Source organism: Pseudomonas sp. GW822-FHT02G04 (assembly GCF_058802085.1).
Genome location: NZ_JBXANU010000034.1, coordinates 1 through 25678 on the forward strand (window position 1 = coordinate 1; position 25678 = coordinate 25678).

General features: G+C 59.5%; 25 protein-coding genes and 1 pseudogene. 9 read left to right on the forward strand and 17 right to left on the reverse strand.

Annotated elements, in window-relative coordinates; translation table 11 throughout:
• Positions 1 to 92 precede the first annotated feature (92 nt).
• The 7 genes from tauD to AC1RO5_RS27855 all read right to left on the reverse strand — a co-directional run bounded on the left by tauD (position 93) and on the right by AC1RO5_RS27855 (position 8393).
• Positions 93 to 935 carry a taurine dioxygenase gene (gene tauD, locus AC1RO5_RS27825; RefSeq protein ID WP_493178846.1) on the reverse strand — a complete coding sequence of 281 codons (843 nt, stop codon included), beginning with the start codon at positions 933 to 935 and terminating at the stop codon, positions 93 to 95.
• Positions 936 to 974: 39 nt separating this feature from the next.
• Positions 975 to 1823, reverse strand: a complete 849-nt coding sequence (gene tauC, locus AC1RO5_RS27830; protein ID WP_493178848.1) for a taurine ABC transporter permease TauC — start codon at positions 1821 to 1823, stop codon at positions 975 to 977.
• Positions 1820 to 2614, reverse strand: a complete 795-nt coding sequence (tauB, locus tag AC1RO5_RS27835) for a taurine ABC transporter ATP-binding subunit (RefSeq protein ID WP_493178850.1) — start codon at positions 2612 to 2614, stop codon at positions 1820 to 1822. Before tauB ends, tauC begins: the two co-directional genes overlap by 4 nt.
• A 16-nt stretch (positions 2615 to 2630) precedes the next feature.
• Positions 2631 to 3608, reverse strand: a complete 978-nt coding sequence (tauA, locus tag AC1RO5_RS27840) for a taurine ABC transporter substrate-binding protein (protein WP_493178852.1) — start codon at positions 3606 to 3608, stop codon at positions 2631 to 2633.
• A 279-nt stretch (positions 3609 to 3887) separates the two neighbouring features.
• Positions 3888 to 5471, reverse strand: coding sequence for a glutamate--cysteine ligase (gene gshA / locus AC1RO5_RS27845; RefSeq protein ID WP_019651507.1), 1584 nt, complete (start codon positions 5469 to 5471; stop codon positions 3888 to 3890).
• A 214-nt stretch (positions 5472 to 5685) separates the two neighbouring features.
• A complete protein-coding gene (locus AC1RO5_RS27850) occupies positions 5686 to 6069 on the reverse strand; it encodes a PaaI family thioesterase (protein WP_258671961.1) in 384 nt (127 codons plus the stop codon).
• Positions 6069 to 8393: a Tex family protein gene (locus AC1RO5_RS27855; RefSeq protein WP_493178854.1), complete on the reverse strand. Its 2325-nt coding sequence runs from the start codon at positions 8391 to 8393 to the stop codon at positions 6069 to 6071. Before AC1RO5_RS27855 ends, AC1RO5_RS27850 begins: the two co-directional genes overlap by 1 nt.
• Before the next feature lie 361 nt (positions 8394 to 8754).
• Between AC1RO5_RS27855 and ompR the strand changes: the two genes are divergently transcribed.
• Positions 8755 to 9495 (forward strand): osmolarity response regulator transcription factor OmpR, encoded by a 741-nt coding sequence (gene ompR / locus AC1RO5_RS27860; RefSeq protein ID WP_007939544.1) that lies wholly within the window; start codon positions 8755 to 8757, stop codon positions 9493 to 9495.
• 115 nt (positions 9496 to 9610) lie between these two features.
• A complete protein-coding gene (locus tag AC1RO5_RS27865; RefSeq protein ID WP_007939543.1) occupies positions 9611 to 10924 on the forward strand; it encodes an ATP-binding protein in 1314 nt (437 codons plus the stop codon).
• Between the two features lie 162 nt (positions 10925 to 11086).
• Here the strand turns inward: AC1RO5_RS27865 and rimK are convergent, their stop codons facing one another.
• Both rimK and rimB read right to left on the reverse strand, forming a co-directional pair.
• Positions 11087 to 11992: a 30S ribosomal protein S6--L-glutamate ligase gene (gene rimK / locus AC1RO5_RS27870; RefSeq protein ID WP_007903081.1), complete on the reverse strand. Its 906-nt coding sequence runs from the start codon at positions 11990 to 11992 to the stop codon at positions 11087 to 11089.
• On the reverse strand, positions 11989 to 12468 hold the full coding sequence (gene rimB / locus AC1RO5_RS27875) for a retropepsin-like aspartic endopeptidase RimB (protein ID WP_018929317.1): 480 nt from the start codon (positions 12466 to 12468) through the stop codon (positions 11989 to 11991). Before rimB ends, rimK begins: the two co-directional genes overlap by 4 nt.
• Before the next feature lie 213 nt (positions 12469 to 12681).
• Here rimB and AC1RO5_RS27880 point away from each other — a divergent pair, with 213 nt between their 5' ends.
• The 3 genes from AC1RO5_RS27880 (at position 12682) to AC1RO5_RS27890 (ending at position 15960) form a co-directional block, all read left to right on the forward strand.
• Entirely contained in the window at positions 12682 to 13089 is a 408-nt protein-coding gene (locus tag AC1RO5_RS27880) for an RNA-binding S4 domain-containing protein (protein ID WP_305479719.1), read from the forward strand.
• 241 nt (positions 13090 to 13330) lie between these two features.
• Positions 13331 to 14239, forward strand: a complete 909-nt coding sequence (hslO, locus tag AC1RO5_RS27885) for an Hsp33 family molecular chaperone HslO (protein WP_493178857.1) — start codon at positions 13331 to 13333, stop codon at positions 14237 to 14239.
• 179 nt (positions 14240 to 14418) lie between these two features.
• Positions 14419 to 15960: a phosphoenolpyruvate carboxykinase gene (locus AC1RO5_RS27890; protein WP_018929314.1), complete on the forward strand. Its 1542-nt coding sequence runs from the start codon at positions 14419 to 14421 to the stop codon at positions 15958 to 15960.
• Between the two features lie 147 nt (positions 15961 to 16107).
• On the opposite strand, the pseudogene AC1RO5_RS27895 reads toward AC1RO5_RS27890, so the two are convergent.
• From AC1RO5_RS27895 to AC1RO5_RS27925, 7 genes and pseudogenes are all read right to left on the reverse strand, one after another.
• Positions 16108 to 16251, reverse strand: a pseudogene (locus AC1RO5_RS27895) (DUF1493 family protein); the annotation flags it as partial.
• Positions 16252 to 16297: 46 nt separating this feature from the next.
• Positions 16298 to 17569 carry a type II toxin-antitoxin system HipA family toxin gene (locus AC1RO5_RS27900; RefSeq protein WP_493178859.1) on the reverse strand — a complete coding sequence of 424 codons (1272 nt, stop codon included), beginning with the start codon at positions 17567 to 17569 and terminating at the stop codon, positions 16298 to 16300.
• 2 nt (positions 17570 to 17571) lie between these two features.
• On the reverse strand, positions 17572 to 18051 hold the full coding sequence (locus AC1RO5_RS27905; RefSeq protein WP_493178860.1) for a helix-turn-helix domain-containing protein: 480 nt from the start codon (positions 18049 to 18051) through the stop codon (positions 17572 to 17574).
• A 205-nt stretch (positions 18052 to 18256) separates the two neighbouring features.
• Positions 18257 to 18610 (reverse strand): DUF1493 family protein, encoded by a 354-nt coding sequence (locus AC1RO5_RS27910; protein WP_493178862.1) that lies wholly within the window; start codon positions 18608 to 18610, stop codon positions 18257 to 18259.
• Positions 18607 to 18840 carry a hypothetical protein gene (locus AC1RO5_RS27915; protein ID WP_493178864.1) on the reverse strand — a complete coding sequence of 78 codons (234 nt, stop codon included), beginning with the start codon at positions 18838 to 18840 and terminating at the stop codon, positions 18607 to 18609. The genes AC1RO5_RS27910 and AC1RO5_RS27915 overlap by 4 nt, the downstream gene beginning before the upstream one ends.
• Before the next feature lie 113 nt (positions 18841 to 18953).
• Positions 18954 to 19253 (reverse strand): hypothetical protein, encoded by a 300-nt coding sequence (locus tag AC1RO5_RS27920; RefSeq protein WP_493178866.1) that lies wholly within the window; start codon positions 19251 to 19253, stop codon positions 18954 to 18956.
• 397 nt (positions 19254 to 19650) lie between these two features.
• Positions 19651 to 19944 carry a hypothetical protein gene (locus AC1RO5_RS27925; RefSeq protein ID WP_493178867.1) on the reverse strand — a complete coding sequence of 98 codons (294 nt, stop codon included), beginning with the start codon at positions 19942 to 19944 and terminating at the stop codon, positions 19651 to 19653.
• A gap of 305 nt (positions 19945 to 20249) precedes the next feature.
• On the opposite strand from AC1RO5_RS27925, the gene AC1RO5_RS27930 reads away from it, so the two are divergent.
• From AC1RO5_RS27930 to AC1RO5_RS27945, 4 genes are all read left to right on the forward strand, one after another.
• Positions 20250 to 20753 carry a polysaccharide deacetylase gene (locus AC1RO5_RS27930; RefSeq protein ID WP_493178869.1) on the forward strand — a complete coding sequence of 168 codons (504 nt, stop codon included), beginning with the start codon at positions 20250 to 20252 and terminating at the stop codon, positions 20751 to 20753.
• Positions 20754 to 21173: 420 nt separating this feature from the next.
• A complete protein-coding gene (locus AC1RO5_RS27935) occupies positions 21174 to 23102 on the forward strand; it encodes a RecQ family ATP-dependent DNA helicase (RefSeq protein ID WP_493178871.1) in 1929 nt (642 codons plus the stop codon).
• A gap of 123 nt (positions 23103 to 23225) precedes the next feature.
• Entirely contained in the window at positions 23226 to 24452 is a 1227-nt protein-coding gene (locus AC1RO5_RS27940; protein WP_493178872.1) for a 3-hydroxyacyl-CoA dehydrogenase, read from the forward strand.
• Positions 24453 to 24597: 145 nt separating this feature from the next.
• Complete coding sequence (locus AC1RO5_RS27945; protein WP_493178920.1) at positions 24598 to 25029, forward strand: acyl-CoA thioesterase; 432 nt, start codon at positions 24598 to 24600, stop codon at positions 25027 to 25029.
• A gap of 68 nt (positions 25030 to 25097) precedes the next feature.
• Here AC1RO5_RS27945 and AC1RO5_RS27950 read toward each other — a convergent pair whose 3' ends face one another.
• Positions 25098 to 25589 (reverse strand): glycine zipper domain-containing protein, encoded by a 492-nt coding sequence (locus tag AC1RO5_RS27950; RefSeq protein WP_493178873.1) that lies wholly within the window; start codon positions 25587 to 25589, stop codon positions 25098 to 25100.
• Between the last annotated feature and the right edge of the window lie 89 nt (positions 25590 to 25678).

The following is a 25678-nucleotide window of genomic DNA, read 5'->3' on the forward strand; positions in this document are numbered from 1 at the left end:
AAGCGAACAGAGCTGAAGGCTGCCCAAGGCAGCCTTCAGCTCTGAAAAGGTTTTACCGGACACTAGTGACGCGGAGCGTGGGAACGATCGGCTCACCGGAAAAACGGCATATCCCCCAACACCGTCGCCCGCTGCATCACCCGCCGTGCCGGGCGGTAATCATCCACTGCGTAATGCTGGGTCACGCGGTTGTCCCAGAACGCGATGTCGTCTTTCTGCCAGCGCCAGCGAATGGTGAAGTCCGGCCGTGTGGTGTGGGCGAACAAGAACTTCAGAACTACTTCGCTCTCGGTTTCCGACAACTCGTTGATCTTCGACGTGAACCCTTCATTGACGAATAACGAACGACGCCCGCTCACCGGGTGCGTACGAATCACCGGGTGTGACAGCGGCGGATTTTTGCGCCGGGCTTCTTCCCATTGGGCCAGTGCTTCAGGTGTGTTGCCATAGCGCTCCAGTGGAAACGAGCGGGTGAAATCGTGAGTGGCAGTGAGTCCTTCGAGCAAGGTTTTCATCGGCGCCGACAACGCGTCGTACGCCGCAATGCCGCTGGCCCACAGGGTGTCGCCACCAAACTCCGGCAACAACTTGGCGCTGAGCACCGCGCCCATCGCCGGGGTCGGCAGGAACGTCACGTCGGTGTGCCAGATCGCGTTGTCCCGCACGTCGGTGACGGCGGTGTCGAGGATCAGCACTTCCGGTTGTTCCGGCACGTTCGGGTAGATCGGATGAATATGCAGGTCGCCGAAATAGGCGGCGAATCGCGCCTGTTGCTGTGGCTCGATCGGCTGGTTACGGAAGAACAGCACCTGATACTTGAGCAGCGCCTGCTCGATGGCGTCGCGTTGTTCCACGTTCAGCGGCTGGCTGATGTCGACGCCGCTGATTTGCGCGCCGAGGGCGCAGCTTAAAGGGGCGATAGTCAGGTGGCTCATGGTGGTTCTCTTCAATCCGGGGTGTCGACACATGAATATTCAGTGAGCCTGGCCATGCCACGGCACCAGTTTGCGTTGCAGGGCGCGCAGGCCCATTTCCATGGCGAAGGCGATCAGCGCGATCACCAGAATCCCCAGCACCACCACATCGGTGACCAGGAATTGCGCCGCCGACTGCACCATGAAGCCCAGACCGCTGGTGGCGGCGATCAACTCGGCAGCCACCAGCGTCGACCAACCCACCCCCAAACCAATGCGCACACCGGTCAAAATGTCCGGCAAGGCACTGGGCAGAATCACATGGCGAATTAACTGCGCCCGAGTCGCACCCAACGACTGTGCAGCGCGCAATTTCGCCGGGTCGACGGTGCGTACGCCGGTGGCGGTGGCGATGGCAATCGGGGCGAAGATCGCCAGGTAGATCAGCAACACTTTCGACAGCTCACCGATGCCGCACCAGATCACGATCAGCGGCAAATAGGCCAGGGGCGGAATCGGGCGGTAAAACTCGATCAGCGGATCGAGAATGCCGCGAGCAATGCGGTTGTGGCCGATGGCAATGCCGACCGGCACGGCGGTCAGTACCGCGAAGCCCAGGCCCAAACCGATGCGGCTGAGGCTCGCGCCCAAGTGCTGCCACAAGGTCGAATCCATGTAGCCGCTGGTCACCAGCAACCAGCCTTTTTGCAGCACTGCGGAGGGGGGCGGCAGGAACAGCGGTTCGATCAACCCGGTGGCGGTGACGGCCCACCAGATCGTCAACAGTGCGATCAGGGTCAACACACTGATCCCGCGCGTGCTGATACGGCGGCGCAGCGCAATCACCGCCGAGCCCTTCACCTTTGAACCGGGTTTCACCGTTGCGGCGGGAATTCCATAACTGCTCATGCGCGCTCCTGCCGCTGGACGGCACTGCGTTGGGAAAACACTTTGGCGAGCACGTGTTCGCGGGTTTCGATAAAGCGTGGGTCGGACTTGATCGAGCGCGCCGATTCCCCTGCGGCGTAACGTTGGCCAAAATCCAGGCTCAGACGCTCGACGACTTGCCCGGGATTCGGCGCCAGCAGAATCAGGTCGGTGGCGAGGAACACCGCTTCTTCAATATCGTGGGTAATCAGGAACACCGGTTTAGCGGTGCGTTGCCAGACTTGCAACAGCAGCTCCTGCATCTGTTCGCGGGTGAAGGCATCCAGGGCGCCGAAGGGTTCGTCCATCAGCAACACCCGAGGGTCGGCGGCGAGGGCGCGGGCGAGGCCAACACGTTGTTTCTGCCCGCCCGAGAGTTGCCAGATGCGGCGGTTTTCGAAGCCGGAAAGGTCCACCAGCGCGAGCATTTCCCGGGCGCGGATTTCACGTTTGTCCCGGGGAATGCCGGCCAGTTCCAGGCCGAAAGCGACGTTGGCCAGCACGTCCTGCCAAGGCAGCAGGGCGTCATCCTGAAACACCACGCCGCGCTCGGCGCTCGGGCCTTTGACCGGCACGCCGTCAAGGGTGATGCACCCGGCGCTGGGCTCGACGAAACCGGCAATCAGGTTCAACAGCGAAGTCTTGCCACTGCCGGAGGGGCCGAGGGCGACCAGCAACTGCTGGGGCCCAAGGCTCAGGGAAATATCCGCCAGCACAGGTTCCGTGCTGCCTGGGTACTGTGCGCTGATGCGCTCCAGCTGTAGCAAAGCCATCGCGGTTAACTCCCGATCAGTTGGTGATGTACTTGGCGCTGACGTACGGCGCGTAGTCCGGCAGCACGGCCTCGACCTTGCCCTGTTCCTTGAGGAACACCGCGGTGTCGGTGATGGCCTTGGTGGTCGGCGCACCGAGGGTGATCACCTGATCAGCCGCCAGCGGATACACGTTGCCTTGCAGCAGTAGCGGAATATCGCTGGCCTTGGCGCCGGAGAGTCTCACCAGTTTGTCGACGTTGCTTTGGTTGGCCAGCCAGGCTTGCGGATCCTTGCGGTAGTCGGCATAGGCATCGAGGGTCACTTTGGCGAATGCGGTGACGATTTCCGGATGCTTCTGGGCGAAGTCCTTGCGCACGATCCAGGCGTCGAAGGTCGGCGCGCCGAACTTGGCCAACTCACCGGAAGTGATCAGCACTTTGCCGTTTTCCTTGGCCACTCCGAGGGCCGGGTCCCACACGTAGGTGGCGTCGATGTCACCGCGTTTCCACGCCGCGATAATGGCGGGCGGCGCGAGGTTGAGCACGGTGACTTTCGACGGGTCAATGTTCCAGTGTTTCAGCGCGGCCAACAGGCTGTAGTGGCCGGTAGAGACGAACGGTACGGCGACTTTCTTGCCGATCAGGTCTTGCGGGGTCTTGATCCCGGAACCGTCGCGCGCGACCAAGGCTTCGGCAGCGCCGATCTGGGTGGCAATGAGGAAGGTTTCCACCGGGACTTTGCGGGTGATTGCCGCCGTCAGGGGGCTGGAACCGAGGTAGCCGATCTGCACGTCGCCGGAAGCGATGGCGGCGATGATGTCGGCGCCGTTATCGAATTTGCGCCAGCTGATATCGGCTTTGGTGGCTTTTTCGTAGGCGCCGTCGGCTTGGGCGACTTTGGCCGGGTCTACGGTGGTCTGGTAGGCGACGGTCACATCTGCCGCCTGAGCCAGGAAACTCGCCGCAGCCAACGACGCGGCTGCCAGGAGGCGAAGGGGGAAAGTCAGTTTCATCGGGAAGCTCCTTGTCAGGCGACCGAGAGTCGGCGTGAAAGGAGACTAAATGATATAAGAAACCTAAAATAAATAACTTTTTAGAATGAGCTTATGAGCGGAAAATTCTAAGGGAGAATAGTCGTGTATTGCTCTTGTGGCGAGGGTGCTTGCTCCCGCTGGAGGCCGAAGGACTCCCAAAAACAGCGAAGGTGTTGTGTCAGATTAAACACCGTCGCAGATTTTACGGCTGCTGCGCAGCCGAGCGGGAGCAAGCTCCCTCGCCACAGAGGTTTACGTCTAATTGCTGATCGCCAGAATGCTCGCCTGATACGACCCGACAAACACATCGAAATCGCCGACTTCGTTCTGTTCAAGCTCAGCCTGTTGAGCCAACGACGAACGCGCCAGCTCTTCAAACCTGGCCTGTTCTTCGCCTGAAAGCGGCTCGCTGCGGAAAAACTCCGCATGCACCTGGCTTTGGCGCAAGGAGAACTGGGCGAAGCTTTCCTTGTGTTCGGCCATTGCCGCCAACACCTGGGCCGATGGCGTCAGGGACGAATCCTGGACCTTGGCCATTTGGGCGTCCAGCGCCTTGCTGTGGGCATCACCGCCATGGCTCTGATCCAGCAGCGCCGCCAGTGGCGCAATCTTTTCCAGCAATTCGCCGGCCCATTCCTTCATGTCCACCGCTTGACCGTCGCGTTGCAGCTGCAGGCCCGGACGACGACCTTCCTTGACCACGCTGAGGAAGTTCGACGTTGCGTTACCGCAGCTGGTACTGGTCAGCAGAGGGCTGTCGTTCAGCGCGCAGTACAGCAGGAAAGCGTCGAGGAACCGTGATTCGGTGAGGTCGATGCCCATCGGCAGGAACGGGTTGATGTCCAGGCAGCGGACTTCAACGTACTGGATGCCACGGGCCACCAGCGCCTGAATCGGCCGTTCGCCGGTGTAGGTCACGCGCTTCGGACGGATGTTGGAGTAGTACTCGTTTTCGATCTGCAGGATGTTGGTGTTGAGCTGAACCCACTCACCGTCCTTGTGCGTACCCACCTCGACGTACGGTGGATACGGCGTAGCCACCGCTTTGCGCAGGCTGTCGGTGTAGCTGGTCAGGTCGTTGTAGCACGGCGTCAGACCGGCCTGGGCGTTGCTCTGGTAACCCAGATCACTCATGCGCAGGCTAGTGGCGTACGGCAGGTACAAGGTGTCCGGATCCAGTTGTTCCAGCTGATGCGAGCGACCGCGCAGGAAACCGGCGTCCAGTGCAGGGGATGCGCCGAACAGGTACATCAGCAGCCAGCTGTAGCGACGGAAGTTGCGAATCAGCGCAATGTAGGCCGACGACTGGAAATCGCGGTCGGTGCCGTCAAAGCCTTCAGCCTCTTTGAGCAGCGGCCAGAGCTTTTCCGGCAGGGAAAAGTTGTAGTGGATCCCGGCGATGCACTGCATGGTCTTGCCGTAACGCAGGGCCAGGCCCTTGCGATAGACGTACTTGAGCTGACCGATGTTGGAGGTGCCGTAATAGGCGATCGGGATGTCTTCCTCGGCCGGCAACGGGCACGGCATCGATGGACTCCACAGGTACTCGTTGCCGAGCTTGCTGTAGGCAAAACGGTGAATACTGTCCAGGCTCGCCAGCATCTGCGCCGGGTCTGGCAGGGCTGGCGTGATGAACTCCAGCAGCGACTCGGAATAGTCGGTGGTGATTTGTTCGTTGGTCAGCGCGGAACCCAGTGCTTCGGGGTGCGGTGTTTGCGCCAGGCGACCTTCGCCGGTCACGCGCAGGCATTCACGTTCGATGCCGTGAAGGCACTGTTCGAGCAGAGAGAGGTTAGCGCGCTCGCCGAGCAGAGCCAGGCGGCGGTTGAGAAGTTCGCTCAAGTTGGATTCCTTCACGCGTCAGTCGCCCCAATATGGGGGTGGGCAAGACGGTCTACAAGGGTGAAGTTGAAACTGGCGTTTTCGCCTGGTTCTTGAGCCATACAGGCCCGTATTGAAAGGCCAACTTCAATCCTTGAATCTGGCAGACATGAGCGCAGAAAACTCCGACGCTGTAGTCACAGCGCCGAAATTAACTCAAATTGATGATTGGGGGCTACAGGACAGCGAACGTGCCTTGTGCTTTTGCGACCAGTTTGTCGCCTTGCATCACATCGGCCTCGACTACAAGCGTGCGGCGGCCCGGGTGGATCACCCTGGCCGTGCACATCACCTCACCGTCGGCGACGGCGCGGATGTAGTTGATCTTGCACTCGATGGTCGCGCTCTGCTGGTCAAAGCCATGGGTGCTGGAGCAGGCCAGCCCCATGGCAATGTCCACCAGACTGAACAAGGCCCCGCCGTGCAGTTTGCCGCCGCGATTGCGCAACTGCGGCTCCAGCGCCAGGGCGACTTGCGCCACCCCGGTTTCAAGGCTGTGCAAGCGACACCCCAGCAGCTTGAAAAACGCGCTTTCGGTCAAGCCGGCCGGGATCTCCATCAGCGTTTCTTCAACTGCTTGGCGTTGGCGAACAGCGACGCCATGGCGTTGTTGGTCGGAGCCGCTGCCGGGGTTTCCTTACGTGGCGCGGTGTTCTGGGATTGGCGCGGAGCGGACCCCGGACGTGCACCGCGAGCGCCGTCGATTTTCTCGCCCGGGGTGTCGCTCATGCGCATCGACAGGCCAACGCGTTTGCGCGGGATATCGACTTCCATGACCTTCACTTTGACCACATCACCGGCCTTCACCGCTTCGCGCGGATCCTTGATGAACTTCTCCGACAGCGCGGAAATGTGCACCAGACCGTCCTGATGCACACCGATGTCGACGAAGGCACCAAAATTGGTCACGTTGGTGACCACGCCTTCGAGGATCATGCCCAGTTGCAGGTCCTTGAGGTCTTCGACGCCGTCCTGGAACTCGGCGGTCTTGAACTCGGGACGCGGGTCGCGGCCAGGCTTTTCCAGCTCTTGCAGGATGTCGGTGACCGTCGGCAGGCCGAACGTTTCGTCGGTGTACTTCTTCGGATCAAGGCGCTTGAGGAACGCGGCGTCGCCGATCAGCGAGCGAATGTCACGGTCGGTTTCAGCGGCAATGCGCTGCACCAGCGGATAGGCTTCCGGGTGAACCGCCGACGAATCCAGCGGGTTGTCGCCGTTCATCACGCGCAGGAAGCCGGCGGCCTGTTCGAAGGTTTTTTCACCCAGGCGGGCGACTTTCTTCAGGGCCGCACGGGTTTTGAACGCACCGTGCTCGTCGCGGTGGGCAACGATGTTCTGCGCCAGGGTCGCGTTGAGGCCGGAGATGCGCGCCAGCAGCGCCACGGAGGCGGTATTGACGTCCACGCCCACGGCGTTCACGCAGTCTTCGACCACCGCGTCCAGGCCGCGCGCCAGTTTCAGCTGCGACACGTCGTGCTGGTATTGGCCAACGCCGATCGATTTCGGATCGATTTTCACCAGCTCGGCCAGCGGGTCCTGCAAGCGACGAGCGATGGACACCGCGCCACGGATCGACACGTCCAGGTCCGGGAATTCCTTGGAAGCCAGTTCCGAGGCCGAGTAAACCGATGCACCAGCCTCGGAGACCATGACTTTGGTCATCTTCATGGCTGGGTATTTTTTGATCAGTTCAGCGGCCAGTTTGTCGGTTTCGCGGCTGGCGGTGCCGTTGCCGATGGCGATCAGGTCCACCGAATGCTTGGCGCACAGGGCGGCGAGCACGGCGAGGGTCTGGTCCCACTTGTTGTGTGGCACGTGCGGGTAAACCGTGGCGTGGTCCAGCAGCTTGCCGGTGGAGTCGACCACGGCGACCTTGCAGCCGGTGCGCAGGCCCGGGTCGAGGCCCAGGGTGGCACGCGGGCCGGCCGGCGCGGCCAGCAGCAGGTCGTGCAGGTTGTGGGCGAACACGTTGATCGCTTCGGTTTCCGCGCCATCGCGCAGCTCGCCCAGCAGGTCGGTTTCCAGGTGGGTGTAGAGCTTGACCTTCCAGGTCCAGCGCACCACTTCGCCCAGCCATTTGTCGGCGGCGCGGTTCTGGTTCTGGATGCCGAATTGCTGGCCGATCATGCCTTCGCACGGGTGCATGGTGCCCGGCAGCTCGTCACCGACTTTCAGCGCGGAGCTGAGAATGCCTTCGTTGCGGCCACGGAAAATCGCCAGCGCGCGGTGGGACGGCATGCTTTTCAGCGGTTCGTCGTGTTCGAAATAGTCGCGGAACTTGGCGCCTTCCTCTTCCTTGCCGGCGATCACGCGGGCACTGAGGGTGGCTTCCTGCTTGAGGTAGTTGCGCAACTTGTCCAGCAGACCGGCGTCTTCGGCGAAGCGCTCCATGAGGATGTACTTGGCGCCTTCGAGGGCAGCCTTCGCATCGGCCACGCCTTTTTCGGCGTCGATGAAGCGCGCGGCTTCGGTTTCCGGGTTCAGGGTCGGATCGTTGAACAGGCCGTCGGCCAGTTCGCCGAGGCCGGCTTCCAGGGCGATCTGGCCCTTGGTGCGGCGCTTCTGCTTGTACGGCAGGTACAAGTCTTCGAGGCGGGTCTTGGTGTCGGCGAGCTTGATGTCGCGCTCAAGTGCAGGGGTCAGCTTGCCTTGCTCCTCGATGCTGGCAAGGATGCTGATACGCCGTTCGTCGAGTTCTCGCAGGTAGCGCAGACGCTCTTCCAGATGACGCAGTTGCGTGTCATCGAGGCTGCCGGTCACCTCTTTCCGGTAGCGGGCGATGAAGGGCACCGTGGAGCCTTCATCGAGTAGCGCGACGGCCGCTTCGACCTGTTGTGGGCGGACGCCGAGTTCCTCGGCGATGCGGCTGTTGATGCTGTCCATAAAACCACCTGACAAATTGTGAAAGCAGGCTCGCAGGCGCGGAAATAGGGCCTTCGCGAGTCTGGTTGAGCGGCCTGGCGAGCGCCGCTACCTGGATCAACAGGCTTGCCGTTGACCCGTGAAATCGAACAATTACTGCCAGCGCCATGAAAATAAAAAGTGGTTACCGGCAATAACGATCAGACGTTGCCTGACACAAAAGGCCGCGCATTATAACCAGCGTTCGGTCATTCGGGGGCATTGCAGGCTGTAGGCGAAAAGGCTGGTTTTCTGGCGGTGAAGGAAAAATCTGCTAACAATGCACACGGTGCGTATAACGGCAGCTACGCCATAATGCGCGCCGAGATCAAAGGAGCATCCAATGAGCAGCACTGCACAAACTGCTGAAGGCGAAAAAATTCTTATTGTTGACGACGATCCAGGGCTGAGCAGCCTGCTGGAACGCTTTTTCGTCAGCAAGGGCTACCGTGCCCGCGCCGTCCCGAACACCGAACAAATGGACCGCCTGCTGGCGCGTGAAGTGTTCAACCTGGTCGTCCTCGACCTGATGCTGCCCGGCGAAGACGGCCTGACCGCCTGTCGCCGCCTGCGCACGGCGAACAATCAGATTCCAATCATCATGCTCACCGCCAAGGGCGACGAGCTGAGCCGCATCAAGGGCCTGGAACTGGGCGCCGATGATTACCTGGCCAAGCCGTTCAACCCGGACGAGCTGATGGCCCGGGTCAAAGCGGTGCTGCGGCGCCAGGCAGCACCTGTGCCGGGTGCGCCGGGCAGCGAAGACGAAAGCGTGACCTTCGGTGACTACGAACTGTCCCTGGCCACCCGCGAACTCAAGCGTGGCGACAAAGTGCACATGCTCACCACCGGTGAGTTTGCGGTGCTCAAGGCTCTGGTCATGAACGCTCGTCAACCGCTTACCCGCGACAAGCTGATGAACCTGGCCCGTGGCCGCGAGTGGGATGCCCTGGAGCGTTCCATCGACGTGCAGATCTCCCGTCTGCGCCGGATGATCGAGCCCGATCCGTCCAAACCGCGCTACATCCAGACCGTCTGGGGCGTGGGCTACGTGTTCGTTCCGGATGGCGCCGCCACGAAGTGATCGGTGATTTGTAGGAGCGGGTCCTGCGGGTAACGGGTCGGATGACCTTTCCCGCAGACTCGCGATCCGCAATATGCGAGCATCGCTCGCTCCTGCAAGTGTGTAGCGGTTACCCATGAAAACCCCTGTTTGGTTCCCCCAGAGCTTCTTCTCCCGCACCCTGTGGCTGGTGCTGATCGTCGTCCTGTTCTCCAAGGCGCTGACCCTGGTTTATCTGTTGATGAACGAAGACGTGCTGGTGGATCGCCAATACAGTCACGGCGTCGCCCTGACGCTGCGCGCCTATTGGGCTGCCGATGAAGAGAACCGCGCGAAAATTGCCGATGCCGCGACCCTGATCCGGGTGGTGGGCGCCGGTGTGCCGGAAGGCGAGCAGCACTGGCCGTACAGCGAGATCTACCAGCGACAGATGCAGGCCGAACTGGGTGCCGACACCGAAGTACGATTACGCATGCACTCGCCACCGGCGCTGTGGGTCCGGGCGCCCAGCCTGGGTGATGGCTGGCTGAAAGTGCCGCTGTACCCGCATCCGTTGCGCGGCCAGAAAATCTGGAACGTGCTCGGCTGGTTCCTCGCCATCGGCTTGTTGTCGACCGCTTCGGCGTGGATTTTCGTCAGCCAGCTCAATCAACCGTTGAAACGTCTGGTCTATGCCGCACGGCAACTCGGTCAGGGCCGCAGTGTGCGCCTGCCGATCAGCGACACGCCGAGTGAAATGACCGAGGTCTATCGCGCCTTCAACCAGATGGCCGAAGACGTCGAACAGGCGGGGCGTGAGCGCGAGCTGATGCTGGCCGGGGTGTCTCACGACCTGCGCACGCCGCTGACGCGTTTGCGGCTGTCCCTGGAACTGATGGGCGATCACAGCGACCTGACGGACGACATGATCCGCGACATCGAAGACATGGACGCGATTCTTGACCAGTTCCTGGCCTTCATTCGCGACGGTCGTGACGAGTTGGTGGAAGAAGTGGACCTGAGCGATCTGGTTCGCGAAGTCGCCGCGCCGTACAACCAGAACGAGGAAAAAGTGCACTTGCGTCTGGAACCGATCCAGCCGTTCCCGTTGCGTCGGGTGTCGATGAAGCGGCTGTTGAACAACCTGATCGGTAATGCCTTGCATCACGCTGGCAGCGGAGTGGAAGTGGCGGCTTATGTGTCCGGGGATACCAGTGCGCCATATGTGGTGCTGAGTGTCATGGACCGTGGCGCGGGGATCGATCCGTCGGAGCTGGAAGCGATTTTCAACCCGTTCACCCGTGGCGATCGGGCCCGGGGCGGGAAGGGGACCGGGTTGGGGCTGGCGATCGTGAAGCGAATCGCCTCGATGCATGGCGGGAATGTCGAGCTGCGCAACCGCTCCGGTGGTGGGCTGGAAGCACGGGTGCGGTTGCCGCTTGGGTTAATGTTGCCGCGGGATGCGGTTTAACCCGATCGTTCCCACGCTCTGCGTGGGAATGTAGCCCGGGACGCTCCGCGTCCCATCCAGAGCCGAACGCGGAGCGTCCGTGGAGGCGTTCCCACGCAGAGCGTGGGAACGATCAATCCTGTAGGAGCTGTCGAGCGAAGCGAGGCTGCGATCTTTTCAGGCTCAACCCTTACCTTTGGTCCGCGTCATATTCGGCCCGCCATTCTTCTCCAGATGCTCAATGATGATCCCCGCCACGTTCTTCCCGGTGGTGGTTTCAATCCCTTCCAGTCCCGGCGACGAGTTCACTTCCATCACCAGCGGCCCATGATTGGAACGCAGGATATCCACCCCCGCCACCGCCAAACCCATGACCTTCGCTGCCCGCAACGCGGTCATGCGTTCTTCCGGGGTGATCTTGATCAGGCTCGCACTGCCACCGCGATGCAGGTTGGAGCGAAACTCCCCCGGCTTGGCCTGGCGCTTCATCGCTGCGATCACTTTGTCACCGACCACGAAACAGCGAATGTCCGCGCCGCCGGCTTCCTTGATGTACTCCTGAACCATGATGTTCTGCTTCAAGCCCATGAAGGCCTCGATCACCGACTCCGCCGCCGTCGCCGTTTCACACAGCACTACGCCGATGCCCTGGGTGCCTTCCAGCACCTTGATCACCAGCGGCGCGCCGTTGACCATCTCGATCAAGTCGGGAATGTCATCCGGGGAGTGCGCAAAACCGGTGACCGGCAAACCGATCCCCCGGCGCGACAGCAATTGCAGGGAACGCAGTTTGTCCCGCGAACGGGCGATGGCCACCGATTCGTTGAGCGGAAACACCCCCATCATTTCGAACTGGCGCAGCACCGCACAGCCATAAAACGTGACCGATGCGCCGATCCGCGGGATCACCGCATCGAAACCCTCCAGCGGTTTGCCGCGGTAGTGGATTTGCGGCTTGTGGCTGGCAATGTTCATGTAGGCGCGCAGGGTATCGATCACCACCATTTCATGGCCACGCTCTATACCGGCTTCGACCAGGCGACGGGTGGAATACAGACGCGGGTTCCGCGACAGCACAGCGATCTTCATGCAACACCTGTGGAGAGGGTAGATACCGGGAACACCGGCTTGTCTTGTACATATTTGATGCCCGGATTGACCACCAACTGGCCGTCGATCAGGGCTTTGGAACCGAGTAACAGGCGATAACGCATGGACTTGCGGCAGGCGAGGGTGAACTCGACCCGCCAGACCCGATCACCGAGGGCCAGGGTGGTACTGACCACATAGCGCATCTGCGCGTGGCCGTTGGAGCTTTTAATGGTTTTCATCGTCACCAGCGGTGCTTCGCAGCGCCGGTGCCGCAATTGCACCACCGTGCCCAGGTGCGCGGTGAAGCGCACCCACTGTTCGCCGTCGCGCTCGAACGGCTCGATGTCGGTGGCATGCAGGCTGGAGGTACTGGCGCCGGTGTCGATTTTTGCCCGAAGGCCCGCGACTCCCAAATCCGGGAGCGCCACCCACTCGCGCAGACCGACAACGGTCAAATGGTCAAATGTCTTCAAAAGTGCTCAACCGGCAAAAACCGCTCAGGCCATGTGCGGCCGAATTCGCGGTATTCACGCAGAATAATGGGTAAAAGGCGACAGATATCTACGGCCCGGATTTTCATCCCTCAAACAGGGGGGAATGCCTGCATTCTAATCCACGGCGTTGTGATTCATGGCACGACAGAAACGGTAGTACAGTTCATCGATATTTCAGAATGAGGTCATCCAATGGCACAAAAAAGCGAAGAGGACGACAAGGTCCGTCTCGATAAATGGTTGTGGGCCGCGCGTTTTTATAAAACACGTGCCTTGGCCAAGGCCGCGATTGAAAGCGGCAAGGTGCATTGCCGGGGTGAGCGCTGCAAGCCAGGCAAGGAGCCGAGGATCGGCGACGAGTTTCAGATCCGTGCCGGCTTCGAGGAACGCACGGTGGTGGTCCAGGCGTTGTCGATCGTGCGTCGTGGCGCGCCGGAAGCTCAGGCCCTGTATGCCGAAACCGAAGCCAGCATTGCCAAGCGCGAAGCGGCGGCGGCCATGCGCAAGGCCGGGGCGTTGGGCGTGAGCACCGACGGCAAACCGAGCAAGAAACAGCGCCGGGATTTGTTCAAGTTTCGCGGCAACAGCAACGACGAGTAGTGACGGCCGTCGGGCGCAGACTTGTAATCGCCGGCCTGTGCAGCCATATGGGGGATATTCGCCAACGGCGCATTTCGCAGGTGAAAGCACCGCTCGTCGAAAACCGAGGTTTGACCTTGCTTGGAACAACCCCGAATTGTTCATAAAATGCCGCTATGGCTAAGCTCACCCCCAAAAGTGCTGCTACGGCGTGTTTCATTTTTTGTAACCTTTTTTGTCACCACTTCAGATACCCAGACCTATGACCGATCTACCGGATACCGACTACACCCAACGCTTCATCTTCGATGACAGCGACACCCGCGGCGAACTGGTGGCATTGGAGCGTAGCTATGCCGAAGTCCTCGCCAAACACACCTATCCGGAGCCGGTCGCACAACTGCTGGGCGAGCTGATGGCGGCTGCAGCGTTGCTGGTAGGCACCTTGAAGTTCGATGGCTTGCTGATTCTTCAGGCCCGCTCCGAAGGTCCGGTGCCGATGCTGATGATCGAGTGCTCCAGCGAGCGCGAAATTCGCGGCCTGGCCCGTTACGACGCCGAGCAGATCGCGCCCGATGCGACCCTCGCCGACCTGATGCCCAATGGCGTGTTGGCGCTGACGGTCGACCCGACTCAAGGCCAGCGCTATCAGGGCATTGTCGATCTCGACGGCGAAACCCTGTCCGATTGCTTCACCAACTATTTCGTCATGTCGCAGCAGGTCGGCACCCGCTTCAAGCTGTACGCCGACGGCCGTCGTGCCCGTGCCCGTGGCCTGTTGTTGCAGCAATTGCCTGCCGACCGTCTGAAAGATGAAGAAGATCGCGCCGCCAGTTGGCAGCACATCACCGCCCTGGCCAGCACCCTGACCGCCGACGAATTGCTGAGCCTGGACAACGAAACCGTGCTCCATCGCCTCTACCACGAAGAACAAGTGCGTCTGTTCGATGTGCAGAAACTGCGCTTCCATTGCAGTTGCTCCCGGGAACGCTCGGGCAATGCACTGGTCAGTCTGGGTCTGGAAGATGCTCAGCAGCTGGTCGTCGAGCATGGCGGCAGCATCGAGGTCGATTGCCAGTTTTGCAACGAGCGCTACCTGTTCGACGCGGCCGATATCACCCAATTATTCGCCGGAGCAGGGGTTGATACGCCGTCAGATACCCGTCACTAAAACGCTTCAGCGCAGGTAAATTCACTGCTTAGCGCCGGAATAACGCCGTTCTGACGGGAGGGCCCTACACTTTTTGGGCTTTTCTGGCATAATCCGGCCCACTTTTTTCGCGGTAGTAGTGCACGACTTTCTACTACAAAACGTTTGGAGCACTCGGCCACTGGCCGACGGGGAACCTCATGACGCAAGCCAATAACGCCGTGTACACCGATCTGAGTGTTGATGATCTGGTTAAACAAGCCCTGAATCGCGGTGAAGGCGAGCTTGCCGATACCGGCGCGCTGGTTGTTCGCACCGGTCACCGTACCGGCCGTTCGCCAGTCGATCGTTTCATCGTTGAAGAGCCGACCACCCAGGACGCCATTGCCTGGGGCCCGATCAACCGCAAGTTCCCGGCCGACAAGTTCGATGCCTTGTGGGCTCGCGTCGAGGCGTTCAACAACGCGCAAGAGCATTTCGTTTCCCACGTGCACGTAGGTTCGGCTGAAGAGCACTACCTGGCCGTGAAAATGACTACCCAGACTGCCTGGCAGAACCTGTTCGGTCGTTGCCTGTTCATCAACCCGGCCCAGTACAACCCGGCCGGTCGTGAAGAGTGGCAAGTTCTGAACGTCGCCAACTTCGAGTGCGTGCCAGAGCGTGACGGCACCAACTCCGACGGTTGCGTGATCATCAACTTCGCGCAGAAAAAAGTGCTGCTCGCCGGCATGCGCTACGCCGGTGAAATGAAGAAAGCCATGTTCTCGGTGCAGAACTTCCTGCTGCCGGCCGCCGACGTGCTGCCAATGCACTGCGCCGCCAACATCGGCGAAGCGGGCGACGTGACCCTGTTCTTCGGTCTGTCCGGCACCGGCAAGACCACCCTGTCCGCCGACGAAAGCCGTTACCTGATCGGTGACGACGAACACGGCTGGGGCGAGGGCGTGGTGTTCAACATCGAAGGCGGTTGCTATGCCAAGTGCATCGACCTGTCCGAGAAGAACGAGCCGGTCATCTGGAAAGCCATCAAACACGGCGCAGTCCTGGAAAACGTTGTTATCGACGACGCCAAGCACGCCGACTACACCGATGTCAGCCTGACCCAGAACAGCCGCGCCGCCTACCCGCTGGAGCACGTAGCCAAGCGTTCCGAGAAGAACCTCGGTGGCGAGCCAAACGCGGTGATCTTCCTGACCTGCGACCTGACCGGCGTCCTGCCGCCAGTGTCGATCCTCAATGAAGAACAAGCGGCCTACCACTTCCTGTCCGGCTACACCGCACTGGTGGGCTCGACCGAAATGGGTTCCGGCAGCGGCATCAAGTCGACCTTCTCCACCTGCTTCGGCGCACCGTTCTTCCCGCGTCCGGCTGGCGAATACGCAGAACTGCTGATCAAACGTATCCGCGGCTTCGGCTCCAAGGTTTACCTGGTCAACACCGGCTGGACCGGCGGCGGCTACGGCGTCGGCAAACGCTTCAACATCCCGACCACTCGCGGCGTGATCGCAGCTATCCAGAGCGGCGCGTTGATCGGTGCCGAGACTGAGCACCTGGACACCATCAACCTTGACGTGCCATTGGCTGTGCCGGGCGTTGAGACTGGCCTGTTGAACCCACGTAACACCTGGGCTGACAAGGCTGCTTACGATGAAGCCGCGAAAGCGCTGGCCGGGTTGTTTGTTGAGAACTTCAAGAAGTTCGACGTGAGCGACGCGATCAAGGCTGCTGGGCCGAAGTTGTAAGAGTTGGATTGATGTAATGAGAAAGCCGCCCTTTGGGGCGGCTTTTTTGTGGGTGCAGATTCATTTCCCTTGAGACAGAACTGGCAATATTCCCGCAGTAAACACGCTAAACAGCCAGAATAATTCCACTTCTGGTGTCCTGATCCACTAGACCTCTTCCACTTCCTGCGTGTCCCAGCGTTGCTTCTTGATTGCTTTGTAGAGCATGCCAATGGTCAGCGGGGCTTTGTCGCTGCGACCCTTGGCTTAGCGTTTGAAAAACACATCGTAGCCTTCGGGTTGGAAGTAGCGATTGTTCGATGATAAGAGGGAATGGTCGCGTATCGCATCAGTTCAGCTAACTGCCTGAGAGCCTGAACGCGGTAGCCATATTGTCTTGTTCGCGCTTCGACAGCCCAACCGCGCTGGCCACTTTTGGCCACTGGCTCACCACTTCTTGGAAACTCCCAATAATTTCTTCCGCGTCTGCACGGCTAACCCGAAAGTACTCGGCCACTTCGCGAGCGAGTTCGAGATCTAAAGCATTGTCGGCATCTGTAATGTTGAGCTTCAATCCGTCGGCGTGTGCTACCGGATTCATGTCGTAGGCATCAGAGAGACGCCACCCACGACCGGGATCAAGAAGAAAGCCATGGTTGCGCATGTGGTCGTCGGTATTGGAGACCAGGATGTTGAACACGATACGCGACCACAACTCGCGGAGATCTTTGTCGGGTTCTGAGCCATGCTTTATGAGCACTTCTGCCAGCTCTAGATAGCTGGCTCCCACCGATGCATCGTCACCGTCTACGCGGTCAGTCATGGTCATGGCTGACGCGAAATGTAATCGCCCACCCGTTTCGGTACGGTCGAAGCGCTTGACCATGAAGCAGTGGTGGTTGCTCGCATAGCGTTGCGCAATACCCTTCGCCACCCGCAGACCGCATTGATTCGCCAGAACACTCACCACGAATTCCCATCCGCCGACGTCATAGTTGTCCCGAGTGCTCGGAAACTTGGCGATCCACAGATGACCATTCTTGTCAGCAACACTGGCCTTTGGCCTGGCACCGCCCAATGAACCGCCGGGTGCGATCAACATTCTCAGCCATTCGCGCCCATCGAGTGAGGTGTTGTCTGGATCGTTTTCCAATGCTCGACTTGCCTGCTCCAACGCGCGTAATTCGACAAAAGGAGGCGCCGCCAAACCATCTCGATCATCCAGAAAATTGCCTTCGTCATTGAGCTTGTAACGAATAGCACCAACTCGATAGAGGTCATGAACGCCTAACAGGAAGTCCGACTCATAGAGCTTGGTACCCTTCGGGACCAAGCCGTCGCGGATGTCCCGTTCCAGTCGGCGTTTCATCAGTAATTGACCCCAACGATCCGGGCTTGAGTCGGCAAAAACGCCGAAACGGGTCTGATGCTGTCCAGGGAACTGCCGCCCTTCGAAGAGTCTGATGCGGGGATCCAACGTCGTGAAATTCAACTCGGGATCGGCCAAAGCAGCGGTGTCGTACTCAAACTCGAACACGTTAGTGGAGCGAGCCTTTCTAGCGTGAAGAAACCCAAGACGCCTTGGACTTTGCAGGGTTTCCCAATCGGCATACACCGCGATCAGTGTCATTTTTAATCCGTCTCAGGTTTAGACTTTTTCTTGGTAAACAAATTGGAAAAAGAGTGGGTGTTCAATGGGAAATCAACTTCAAGATCCGATTCGGAGATGGGGCTTTCCAGTGCTTCCGTAGCCCTGTCGCGAATGGGTGACGACGCTTTCGTTGAAGTCACGTTGCGCACTCGTTGGCGCTTACTGGATGCTGCGTTCGCTAATTGCGCGTCTTGCAGTTGGCGTCCCAACTCATCCGTTGCTGCGAGCTTGTTCAAGTCTTTTTCCAAGCCCAGAACCTGCATCACGGACATATAGGCACCGATCGTCACGCCTGAGCCGCCGGACTCCAATGAGCGCAGCGTTGTCAGCGACATGCCTGCTCTCTCAGCCACTTGCTTGGCTGTCAGCTTGCGACGTAGTCGAGCGAGTTTGAGTCGTTCGCCAAACTCGGAGAGCAACCTGGATGCAGACGGCAGCAGGGGGGCTGTTTTTTTAGCCATATGCCATTATTCCTTCGTTTTTAGGCTTTAACTGCCAGAATAATAGCACTTATGTAGTGATTTGCTGGGCTGCCCCAACGTGTAGCAAGACTCTCTCTGCCAGTACGGCCGCTCCAGATATACGTGGGAGGCGGATTATTGAAACTGCCATTATTCCAACTCAAATCGCTAAAAACAGCCAGAATATTGCCACTTAAGTGATCGGCTAGATCTCTTCCAGAGCTTTTGTATCCCACCGTTGCACCTTGATCGCTTGGTAAAGCATGCCAATGGTCAGTGGGATTTTGTCGCCTCGACCCTTCGCCCTGCGTTTGAGGAACACATCAAACCCTTCCGGCTGAAAGTACCGATACGCGTCGTAGTCCACGAAGTCGATCCCAAACTGTTCTTCCAGCGCTTCCATCAAATGGCGCGCATCTGCACCGTCGCAGCTCAGGTCGAAATTGATCGAAGTGCTGAGGCTGAGCGTTTTGCGTTCGGGCAGACCGAGTTCTTCGTGCAGCAGCTGTATAAGCAGGTGCATGGTGTGGTCGTCGGGGAAGTTGGGTGCGAGGTTCATGGTGCATCTTCCGTTGGGTGTATATCGATGAGGCTGATTAAGCCTGACTTTGCGGCGAGTCGGTCGTCAATAAACGCTACGAACTTGGCCTGAGTCAGATCGGTAGCCATACGAATTTCTTGGACTTGCAACGCATCAACATGAAATTCGCGGGAAGGCTCACGCCCACCGCGGATGATTTCGTTCATCTGTTGCACGCTTTCCATTAGCTCATCAAAAAACATGCTCATGGTTATCTCCAGTGTTCGATGGCGGCTTTCGACGCTCTGCGTCCCAAGGGCCGAACGCGGAGCGTCCGTAGAGGCATTCCCACGCGGAGCGTGGGAACGATCTTCACTCGGCGTCAGGTAGGTGCTTTCCAATTCATCATGCGTTGCTGGGCGACTTTCAGCAGGTCGCAGCCGTCCTGGGTCAGCAGGTAGAGCGCGTGGGTAATGTGGGGAATGTCTTCGACGTCGCCTTGCTTGAAGCAATGGCAGTGCAGGGTTTTGAGGAGGTCACTGGAGGCTCGGATGCGCTGGAGGGCGGCTTCGAGGATGTCTTGGGGATTGGCCTCTGTGTCGATGATCAGGGGCTGGGTGTCGGTAAGGTTGGTTTGCAGCGGAAGGTAACGAGCGTTGGTGAGCGGATTCCATGTATTCATTTTATGTATTCCTAATGCATCAGATGAAAGCACCGCCATCGTGACCAAGCGATGGAGGCGGACTGTGTTCGGGTTGGTCAACCGGAGGAATACATAAGACCGGCACGCCTTAAGGCGTCCCAAACACAGCCACCATATAGCGTACAGACACTTGAGGTGCCGGCAGCATACAACGGACGCGTTTACGTATTCCATCGGGTGACCAAGCCCGAGTCGCTGATTTGGCAGCGACAGTCCGACTATAGGTGTGAGCCGCCGGGTGGCGATAGGCGACAAGGTGTCTGTGCTTGTAGGACCGGGATGAAGCTTCGATAGGCCCTTGCCTACGGACTTATCTCTTTTGCTATTTGTCTCGTTTGATTGCCATCAAGCGTTTGGCTCCCACCGAGATTTTCATTCAAACCGCTGTGGTTTTCGGCAGGCGTTGCCGGGCAATTTCGAGTAGTTCGTTGCCGTCCTGGGTCAGCAGGTACAACGCTTTGACAATATTGGGAATGTCTTTCGCGTCGGCCTGTTTGAAACACAGGCAATAGAGGGTTTCGAGCAGGTCGCTGGCGGCACGGATGCGTTGCAGAGCGGCGTCGAGGATCTCGTGAGGATTGGCTTCGGTGTCGATGACCAAAACGGGGGTGTCGCTGTAGCTGGTCTTGAGTGGGCGATAGCGGTTGGTCAACGGGTTGAACGTGTTCATGGTTGAGGCGTGTCCTGTACGAAGTCGCTCCGGCGGGCCGACACAGTGTTTTCAGCCGCTTCGAAAACTATAGAGGGCCGCGGCGAGGCGTCGCAAGGTGGTGCAAGTGGACAGGTTTTGTAGGGGGTTTACTGGTGTTATCGCCCTTTGCCTACGCCCCTCTCGACTATTTTTTAAGCTTTTCCCCTGGAGGTCGATATTCCTACGGGATTGTCAGGCTTAACGCATCAAACCTCTCTAAGGTGCGCGCCAGAATTTGTAGGACGTTTCGAAGCGTCTGAGTCGACCCTTAAAGGGAATTAGGTATGCAGTGGCTACGTGTGGCCTCGATTTTATTGTTGTGGGCCGGTGTTTGTCGGATAGCGGGTGCTGCTGACGTCGGTCATTCGCTCGTGCTCGCCAATATGGAGCGAACCGGTTGGCCGGATGCGCTGACCACCCAAGCGGACATCGACACCGCATCTCGCGCCGAGGTGTTGATGGTGGGCAAGGCGCTGCTGGCCAGCGAAGCGTTGGATGAACAGGGGCTGAAACAGCGACTGGGCGTGCAGGCTGTGAAGCTCAAGTCGGTCAGGCAGGTGCGTGACGGGTTGTGGGATCGGTTGCTGATCACCTATCGCAGTGCAAGTCAGAACTGCGAGGACCAACTCTTCTGTCCTCGTGTACGTAGCGTCGCCGATTTGCGTCAGCTGGCGGCGGCGTTTACGGGGGAAATAAGCCCGGCTTATGCGGCGTGGGCGAGCAAGAGCCGGGTATTTCATGAACAGGCGCTGGATGAGCAGTTGCGGGTGGCGGTATTGGTGCCGTAGCTACCCGAGGTCAGTCGATCGATGACTAAGTCTGTGAGGCGCTGTCCAGAGTTGTGGGCGCAGCGTAGAGGGGATCGTCAGGGAGCTTCATGCACCCGCTCAGCAGCAGGGATGCAAAGACAAGGGCGATTGGAAAAAGCAGAGTGTTAGACATGATTGTTCCTTTGTGAGGATCCGCGTACAGGCGTCCTGCCTTGATGAAAACTTCGCGGATAATGGTTTTTCTCGGGGCGAACCTTACCGGCTGACAGGGGGCTGATGTCAGGGGGCAAAGTGCCTCGTTTGTTTCAATCTGTGGCGAAGGAATCGATGGGTTGACGCTGTATCATCCCGTATCGTTTTTGCCCCCGACCTTTTCTCGACTCGCTGCGTTCGCCGGCTAGGCTTTGGGCTTCGCAGCGGTCAACGGAGTGACAGCTTATGCACAACACCCTGGAACAGGTTTTCGGTTATCCACAGTTTCGGCCCGGCCAGGAGGCGGCGGTCAGCGCGGTACTGGCCGGGCGTTCGGCAGCGGCGATTTTCCCTACCGGATCGGGCAAATCCCTGTGCTATCAGTTACCGGCCATCCTGCTGCCGCACCTGACGCTGGTGGTCTCGCCTCTGCTGGCGTTGATGCAGGATCAGTTAGCGTTCTTGCAGCGCCATGGCATTGCGGCGGGCAGTATCGATTCGGCCCAGAGTCGCGATGACGCCAGCGATGTGATGGCCCGGGCCAAGTCCGGCGAATTGAAGATTCTGATGATTTCCGTGGAGCGCCTGAAGAACGAGCGCTTTCGCCATTTTCTGCAGCAGGTGCCCATCTCGCTGTTGGTGGTGGACGAGGCCCACTGCATCTCCGAGTGGGGTCACAACTTCCGCCCCGACTACCTCAAGCTGCCGGACTATCAGCGCCAGTTCAACATCCCTCAAGCGCTGTTGCTGACGGCCACCGCGACACCCAAGGTGATCGCCGACATGGAGGCCAGGTTCGCCATTGCGCCTGAGGATGTGGTGACCACCGGTTTCTACCGGCCCAACCTCAATCTATTGGTGGAACCGGTGCGTGGCAAGGACAAGCGCCGCCGCCTGGTCGAGTGGATGAGCCAGCGTCCCGGCCAGCCAAGCATCGTCTACGTCACCTTGCAGAAAACCGCTGAGCACATCGCCGAACATCTGGGGCGCAACGGCATACAGGCCGAGGCCTATCACGCCGGTTTGCCCCACGAGCAACGGGAAGCGATTCAGCGCCGGTTCATGGGCGGGCAGTCCAATTGCATCGTCGCCACCATCGCCTTCGGCATGGGCATCGACAAAAGCGATATCCGCAATGTGGTGCATTTCGACCTGCCCAAATCCATCGAAAACTACAGCCAGGAAATCGGCCGCGCCGGGCGTGACGGGCAGCCGTCCGATTGCCTGGTGCTGGCCAACCGCGACAGCCTTAACGTGCTGGAGAACTTCGTTTACGGCGACACGCCGGAGCGGGACGGCATTCGTTGTGTGCTCGACGAGTTGCAAGCCGCCGCGCCTGAGGGGCAGTGGGAGTTTCTGCTGGGGCCTTTGGCTGATCAGAGCAATATTCGCCAGTTACCGCTCAAGACCTTGCTGGTACAGCTGGAGTTGCGTGGGCTGATCGCTCCGCGCTATGCCTATTACGCTGAATACCGCTTCAAGTATTTGCAGGAGCCTGAGGCGTTGCTGGCCCGTTTCGAGGGAGAGCGCAGGGACTTTGTTTCGGCGATCATCCAGACCTCCAGTCGCGCACGGACCTGGGCCACGGTGAATTTCGACGCACTGTATCAGCAGCACTCCGCCGAGCGCAGTCGGGTGGTCAAGGCGCTGGATTACTTCCAGGAAAAGGGCTGGGTGGAGCTTGAAAGCAAGCAGATGACGGAGGTTTATAGCCTGCTGCAAGCCGGCTTTGATCCGCAGGCCTTGAGTGCCGAATTGCATGGCTACTTCACCCAGCACGAACGCACCGAGATCGCGCGGATTCACGCCATGCTGGATCTGTTCGCTACCGACCACTGCCTGGGCTATCGCCTCGCCGAGTACTTCGGCGACGAAAACGCGCCACAGCGTTGCGGGCATTGTTCGGTGTGTCACGGCCACGTAGCGCGGCTACCCGAACCACCGGAATTGCCGGCGCTTGTGGATAAGAATTTTGAAGCGCTGTGCAGTGATTTTATCCACAGGCACCAGCAATACACGGGGAGTGTTCCATCGGCGGAGCGCGTGACGCGATTTTTGTGCGGGATCAGCGTGCCGCTGTTTACCAAGCTCAAGGCGCGGTCGATTCCGGGGTTTGCGGCGCTGGAGGATTATCCGTATGCCGACGTCCGGACGTGGGCGGAGGCGAACCTCTAATCTGCGGGATCGGGACGCATCCATCCGCTGAATGTCGCCCATCACGGGAATAAACTTCAAAAACACCCATAGGCTGACTATGGTGAGGACTGTCTTTGGATCGCCAATAAGAGAACAACAACCATGAGCCAGACATCGTTCGATATTCAGCGTGCCGCCGTGATTGGGGCGGGCACCATGGGCCGTGGCATCGTCATGTGCCTGGCCAATGCGGGGGTGCCGGTGCAGTGGGTCGATAACAATCCGCAGATGCTTGAGCAGGCGCTGACCAGCGTGGCTGACACTTACGCCCATAACGTGCGTCAGGGGCGGATCGATCAGACCGAGGCGGATGCGCGCATTGCACGGGTAACGGCGGCTGCCGATTACGCAGCGATCCACGATGTTGATCTGGTTATTGAAGCGGTCTACGAAAACCTCGAGCTGAAGCAGAAAATCTTCCGCGAACTCGACGGCCTGCTCAAACCTGAAGCGATTCTGGCCAGCAATACCTCGGCGCTGGATATCGACGCCATCGCCGCCGCCACTCGCCGCCCGCAGCAGGTTCTGGGCCTGCACTTCTTCAGCCCGGCGCACATCATGAAATTGCTGGAGATCGTACGCGGGGCCCAGACGGCACCGACGGTGCTTGATGCCGCCCTGGCACTGGGCCAGCGCATGGGCAAGGTCAGCGTGGTCTCGGGCAACTGCCACGGTTTCATCGGCAACCGCATGCTGCATCCGTACGTGCTCGAAGCGCGCAAGATGCTGTTGGAGGGTGCGTTGCCTTATCAGGTGGATGCGGCGCTGCAAGGTTTTGGTTTCGCCATGGGGCCGTTCCGCATGTATGACGTGGTCGGTATTGACCTGGAATGGCGCGCTCGCGAACTGGCTGGCAAAGGCCAGGATGCGCCGGAGGTTCAGGTGGACAACCGCCTGTGCGAGTTGGGGCGTTTCGGTCAGAAGAGCGGCGATGGGTATTACCATTACGAACCGGGCAGTCGTCAGGCTGAGCACGATGTGGAAGTCGATGCGCTGGTACTGGAAGTCAGCGAAGGGCTGGGGTTTCAGCGGCGTGAGATAGGGCCAGAGGAGATTCTTGAGCGCAGCTTGCTGGCACTGGTCAATGAAGGGGCGAAGATCCTTCAGGAAGGCATTGCGGCGTCGGCGCATGACATCGATCTGGTGTACCTCAACGGTTATGGTTTCCCGGCGGACAAGGGCGGGCCGATGGCCTGGGCGGATCAGCAAGGGCTGGACGATATTCATCTGCGATTGTTGCAGCTTGAGACCAAACAGGGCGATCACTGGGCGCCGGCGCGGTTGATTGGGGAGTTGGCGGCGCAAGGCAAAGGGTTTGCCGAGATGTAGTTTTATGTGACGTGCTGATCGTTCCCACGCTCTGCGTGGGAACGCCTCCATGGGCGCTCTGCGTCCGCTCTTGAATGTGACGCAGAGCGTCACGGGCTGCATTCCCACGCCGAGCGTGGGAACGATCATGAAGGAACCGACGCTGATGTCCAACCCGATGCCCCAACGCACCGACTATCCCCATTTCCAGCCCATCACCACCCGCTGGCACGACAATGACGCTTACGGTCACGTCAACAACGTCACCTACTACAGTTTTTTCGACACGGCGGTGAACACCTACCTGATTGAAGTCGGCGGTCTGAATATCCATGACGGTGAGGTGGTGGGTTTTGTGGTGAGTTCGGCCTGCGATTACTTCGCGTCTATTGCCTTCCCGGATCGGATCGAGATTGGCCTGCGGGTCGGCAAGTTGGGCAACAGTTCGGTGCAGTACGAGCTGGCGGTGTTCAAGGCTGGAGAAGATGAGGCCTGCGCGGCAGGGCGCTTCGTGCATGTATTCGTGGATCGGCTGTCGAACCAGCCGGTGGCGATTCCTGCCGGGTTGCGCGGGGCATTGGAGCGACTGGCAACCTGAGGGCAAAAAAAATCGCAGCCCGAGGGCTGCGATTTTTGGATCTACCGGTCGACGAGGCGATTCAAGCCTCAGTCGTCATCGTGATAGCGATGGTGATGCTTGCGATGGCCGTAGGCATGGCCGCGACCCGGGTGACCACGGTAGTAGCGACGATCATCATCGTCATAACCACGACGATTGGAGCGACGATCATCGTCATAGCTACTGTTGCCCATATGGTTACCCAGCGCGCCACCGAGACCGCCGCCTGCTGCGGAGCCGATGAGGCTACCGGTGGTGCCGCCCATGCTGCGGCCGACCACGTTACCGCCAGCTGCGCCCAACGCACCGCCAATGGCGGCTTGGCCACGGCTGTGTCTGTCTGCGCCAACTGCGCTACCACCCGCGCCGCCCAGGGCCGCGCCAATGGTTGAACCTGTACTGCCGCCTAGCGATTGGCCGACGACCGAGCCCAGAACCCCGCCCAATGCGCCGCCCACACCTGCTTCGGTGGTGCCGCCAGCAGACGCGAAGCCACTGACCAGGCCAAGGGACAACAAGAGAATCGAGGAGAACTTCATAGAGGAACCTCAAGGGGATGACGGCGCGATCCTGAGGCTGTGTCGTGGTTGTGACAATAGAAATCCGACGAGTAACACGACTTGAGCAC

Excerpts from the sequence above, each read along its gene's own strand:
- tauD (WP_493178846.1), bottom strand. The coding sequence starts at position 935 with ATGAGCCACCTGACTATCGCCCCTTTAAGCTGCGCCCTCGGCGCGCAA.
- tauC (WP_493178848.1), bottom strand. The coding sequence starts at position 1,823 with ATGAGCAGTTATGGAATTCCCGCCGCAACGGTGAAACCCGGTTCAAAG.
- tauB (WP_493178850.1), bottom strand. The coding sequence starts at position 2,614 with ATGGCTTTGCTACAGCTGGAGCGCATCAGCGCACAGTACCCAGGCAGC.
- tauA (WP_493178852.1), bottom strand. The coding sequence starts at position 3,608 with ATGAAACTGACTTTCCCCCTTCGCCTCCTGGCAGCCGCGTCGTTGGCT.
- AC1RO5_RS27850 (WP_258671961.1), bottom strand. The coding sequence starts at position 6,069 with ATGGAGATCCCGGCCGGCTTGACCGAAAGCGCGTTTTTCAAGCTGCTG.
- AC1RO5_RS27855 (WP_493178854.1), bottom strand. The coding sequence starts at position 8,393 with ATGGACAGCATCAACAGCCGCATCGCCGAGGAACTCGGCGTCCGCCCA.
- ompR (WP_007939544.1), top strand. The coding sequence starts at position 8,755 with ATGAGCAGCACTGCACAAACTGCTGAAGGCGAAAAAATTCTTATTGTT.
- AC1RO5_RS27865 (WP_007939543.1), top strand. The coding sequence starts at position 9,611 with ATGAAAACCCCTGTTTGGTTCCCCCAGAGCTTCTTCTCCCGCACCCTG.
- rimK (WP_007903081.1), bottom strand. The coding sequence starts at position 11,992 with ATGAAGATCGCTGTGCTGTCGCGGAACCCGCGTCTGTATTCCACCCGT.
- AC1RO5_RS27880 (WP_305479719.1), top strand. The coding sequence starts at position 12,682 with ATGGCACAAAAAAGCGAAGAGGACGACAAGGTCCGTCTCGATAAATGG.
- hslO (WP_493178857.1), top strand. The coding sequence starts at position 13,331 with ATGACCGATCTACCGGATACCGACTACACCCAACGCTTCATCTTCGAT.
- AC1RO5_RS27890 (WP_018929314.1), top strand. The coding sequence starts at position 14,419 with ATGACGCAAGCCAATAACGCCGTGTACACCGATCTGAGTGTTGATGAT.
- AC1RO5_RS27900 (WP_493178859.1), bottom strand. The coding sequence starts at position 17,569 with ATGACACTGATCGCGGTGTATGCCGATTGGGAAACCCTGCAAAGTCCA.
- AC1RO5_RS27905 (WP_493178860.1), bottom strand. The coding sequence starts at position 18,051 with ATGGCTAAAAAAACAGCCCCCCTGCTGCCGTCTGCATCCAGGTTGCTC.
- AC1RO5_RS27910 (WP_493178862.1), bottom strand. The coding sequence starts at position 18,610 with ATGAACCTCGCACCCAACTTCCCCGACGACCACACCATGCACCTGCTT.
- AC1RO5_RS27915 (WP_493178864.1), bottom strand. The coding sequence starts at position 18,840 with ATGAGCATGTTTTTTGATGAGCTAATGGAAAGCGTGCAACAGATGAAC.
- AC1RO5_RS27920 (WP_493178866.1), bottom strand. The coding sequence starts at position 19,253 with ATGAATACATGGAATCCGCTCACCAACGCTCGTTACCTTCCGCTGCAA.
- AC1RO5_RS27925 (WP_493178867.1), bottom strand. The coding sequence starts at position 19,944 with ATGAACACGTTCAACCCGTTGACCAACCGCTATCGCCCACTCAAGACC.
- AC1RO5_RS27930 (WP_493178869.1), top strand. The coding sequence starts at position 20,250 with ATGCAGTGGCTACGTGTGGCCTCGATTTTATTGTTGTGGGCCGGTGTT.
- AC1RO5_RS27935 (WP_493178871.1), top strand. The coding sequence starts at position 21,174 with ATGCACAACACCCTGGAACAGGTTTTCGGTTATCCACAGTTTCGGCCC.
- AC1RO5_RS27940 (WP_493178872.1), top strand. The coding sequence starts at position 23,226 with ATGAGCCAGACATCGTTCGATATTCAGCGTGCCGCCGTGATTGGGGCG.
- AC1RO5_RS27945 (WP_493178920.1), top strand. The coding sequence starts at position 24,598 with ATGTCCAACCCGATGCCCCAACGCACCGACTATCCCCATTTCCAGCCC.
- AC1RO5_RS27950 (WP_493178873.1), bottom strand. The coding sequence starts at position 25,589 with ATGAAGTTCTCCTCGATTCTCTTGTTGTCCCTTGGCCTGGTCAGTGGC.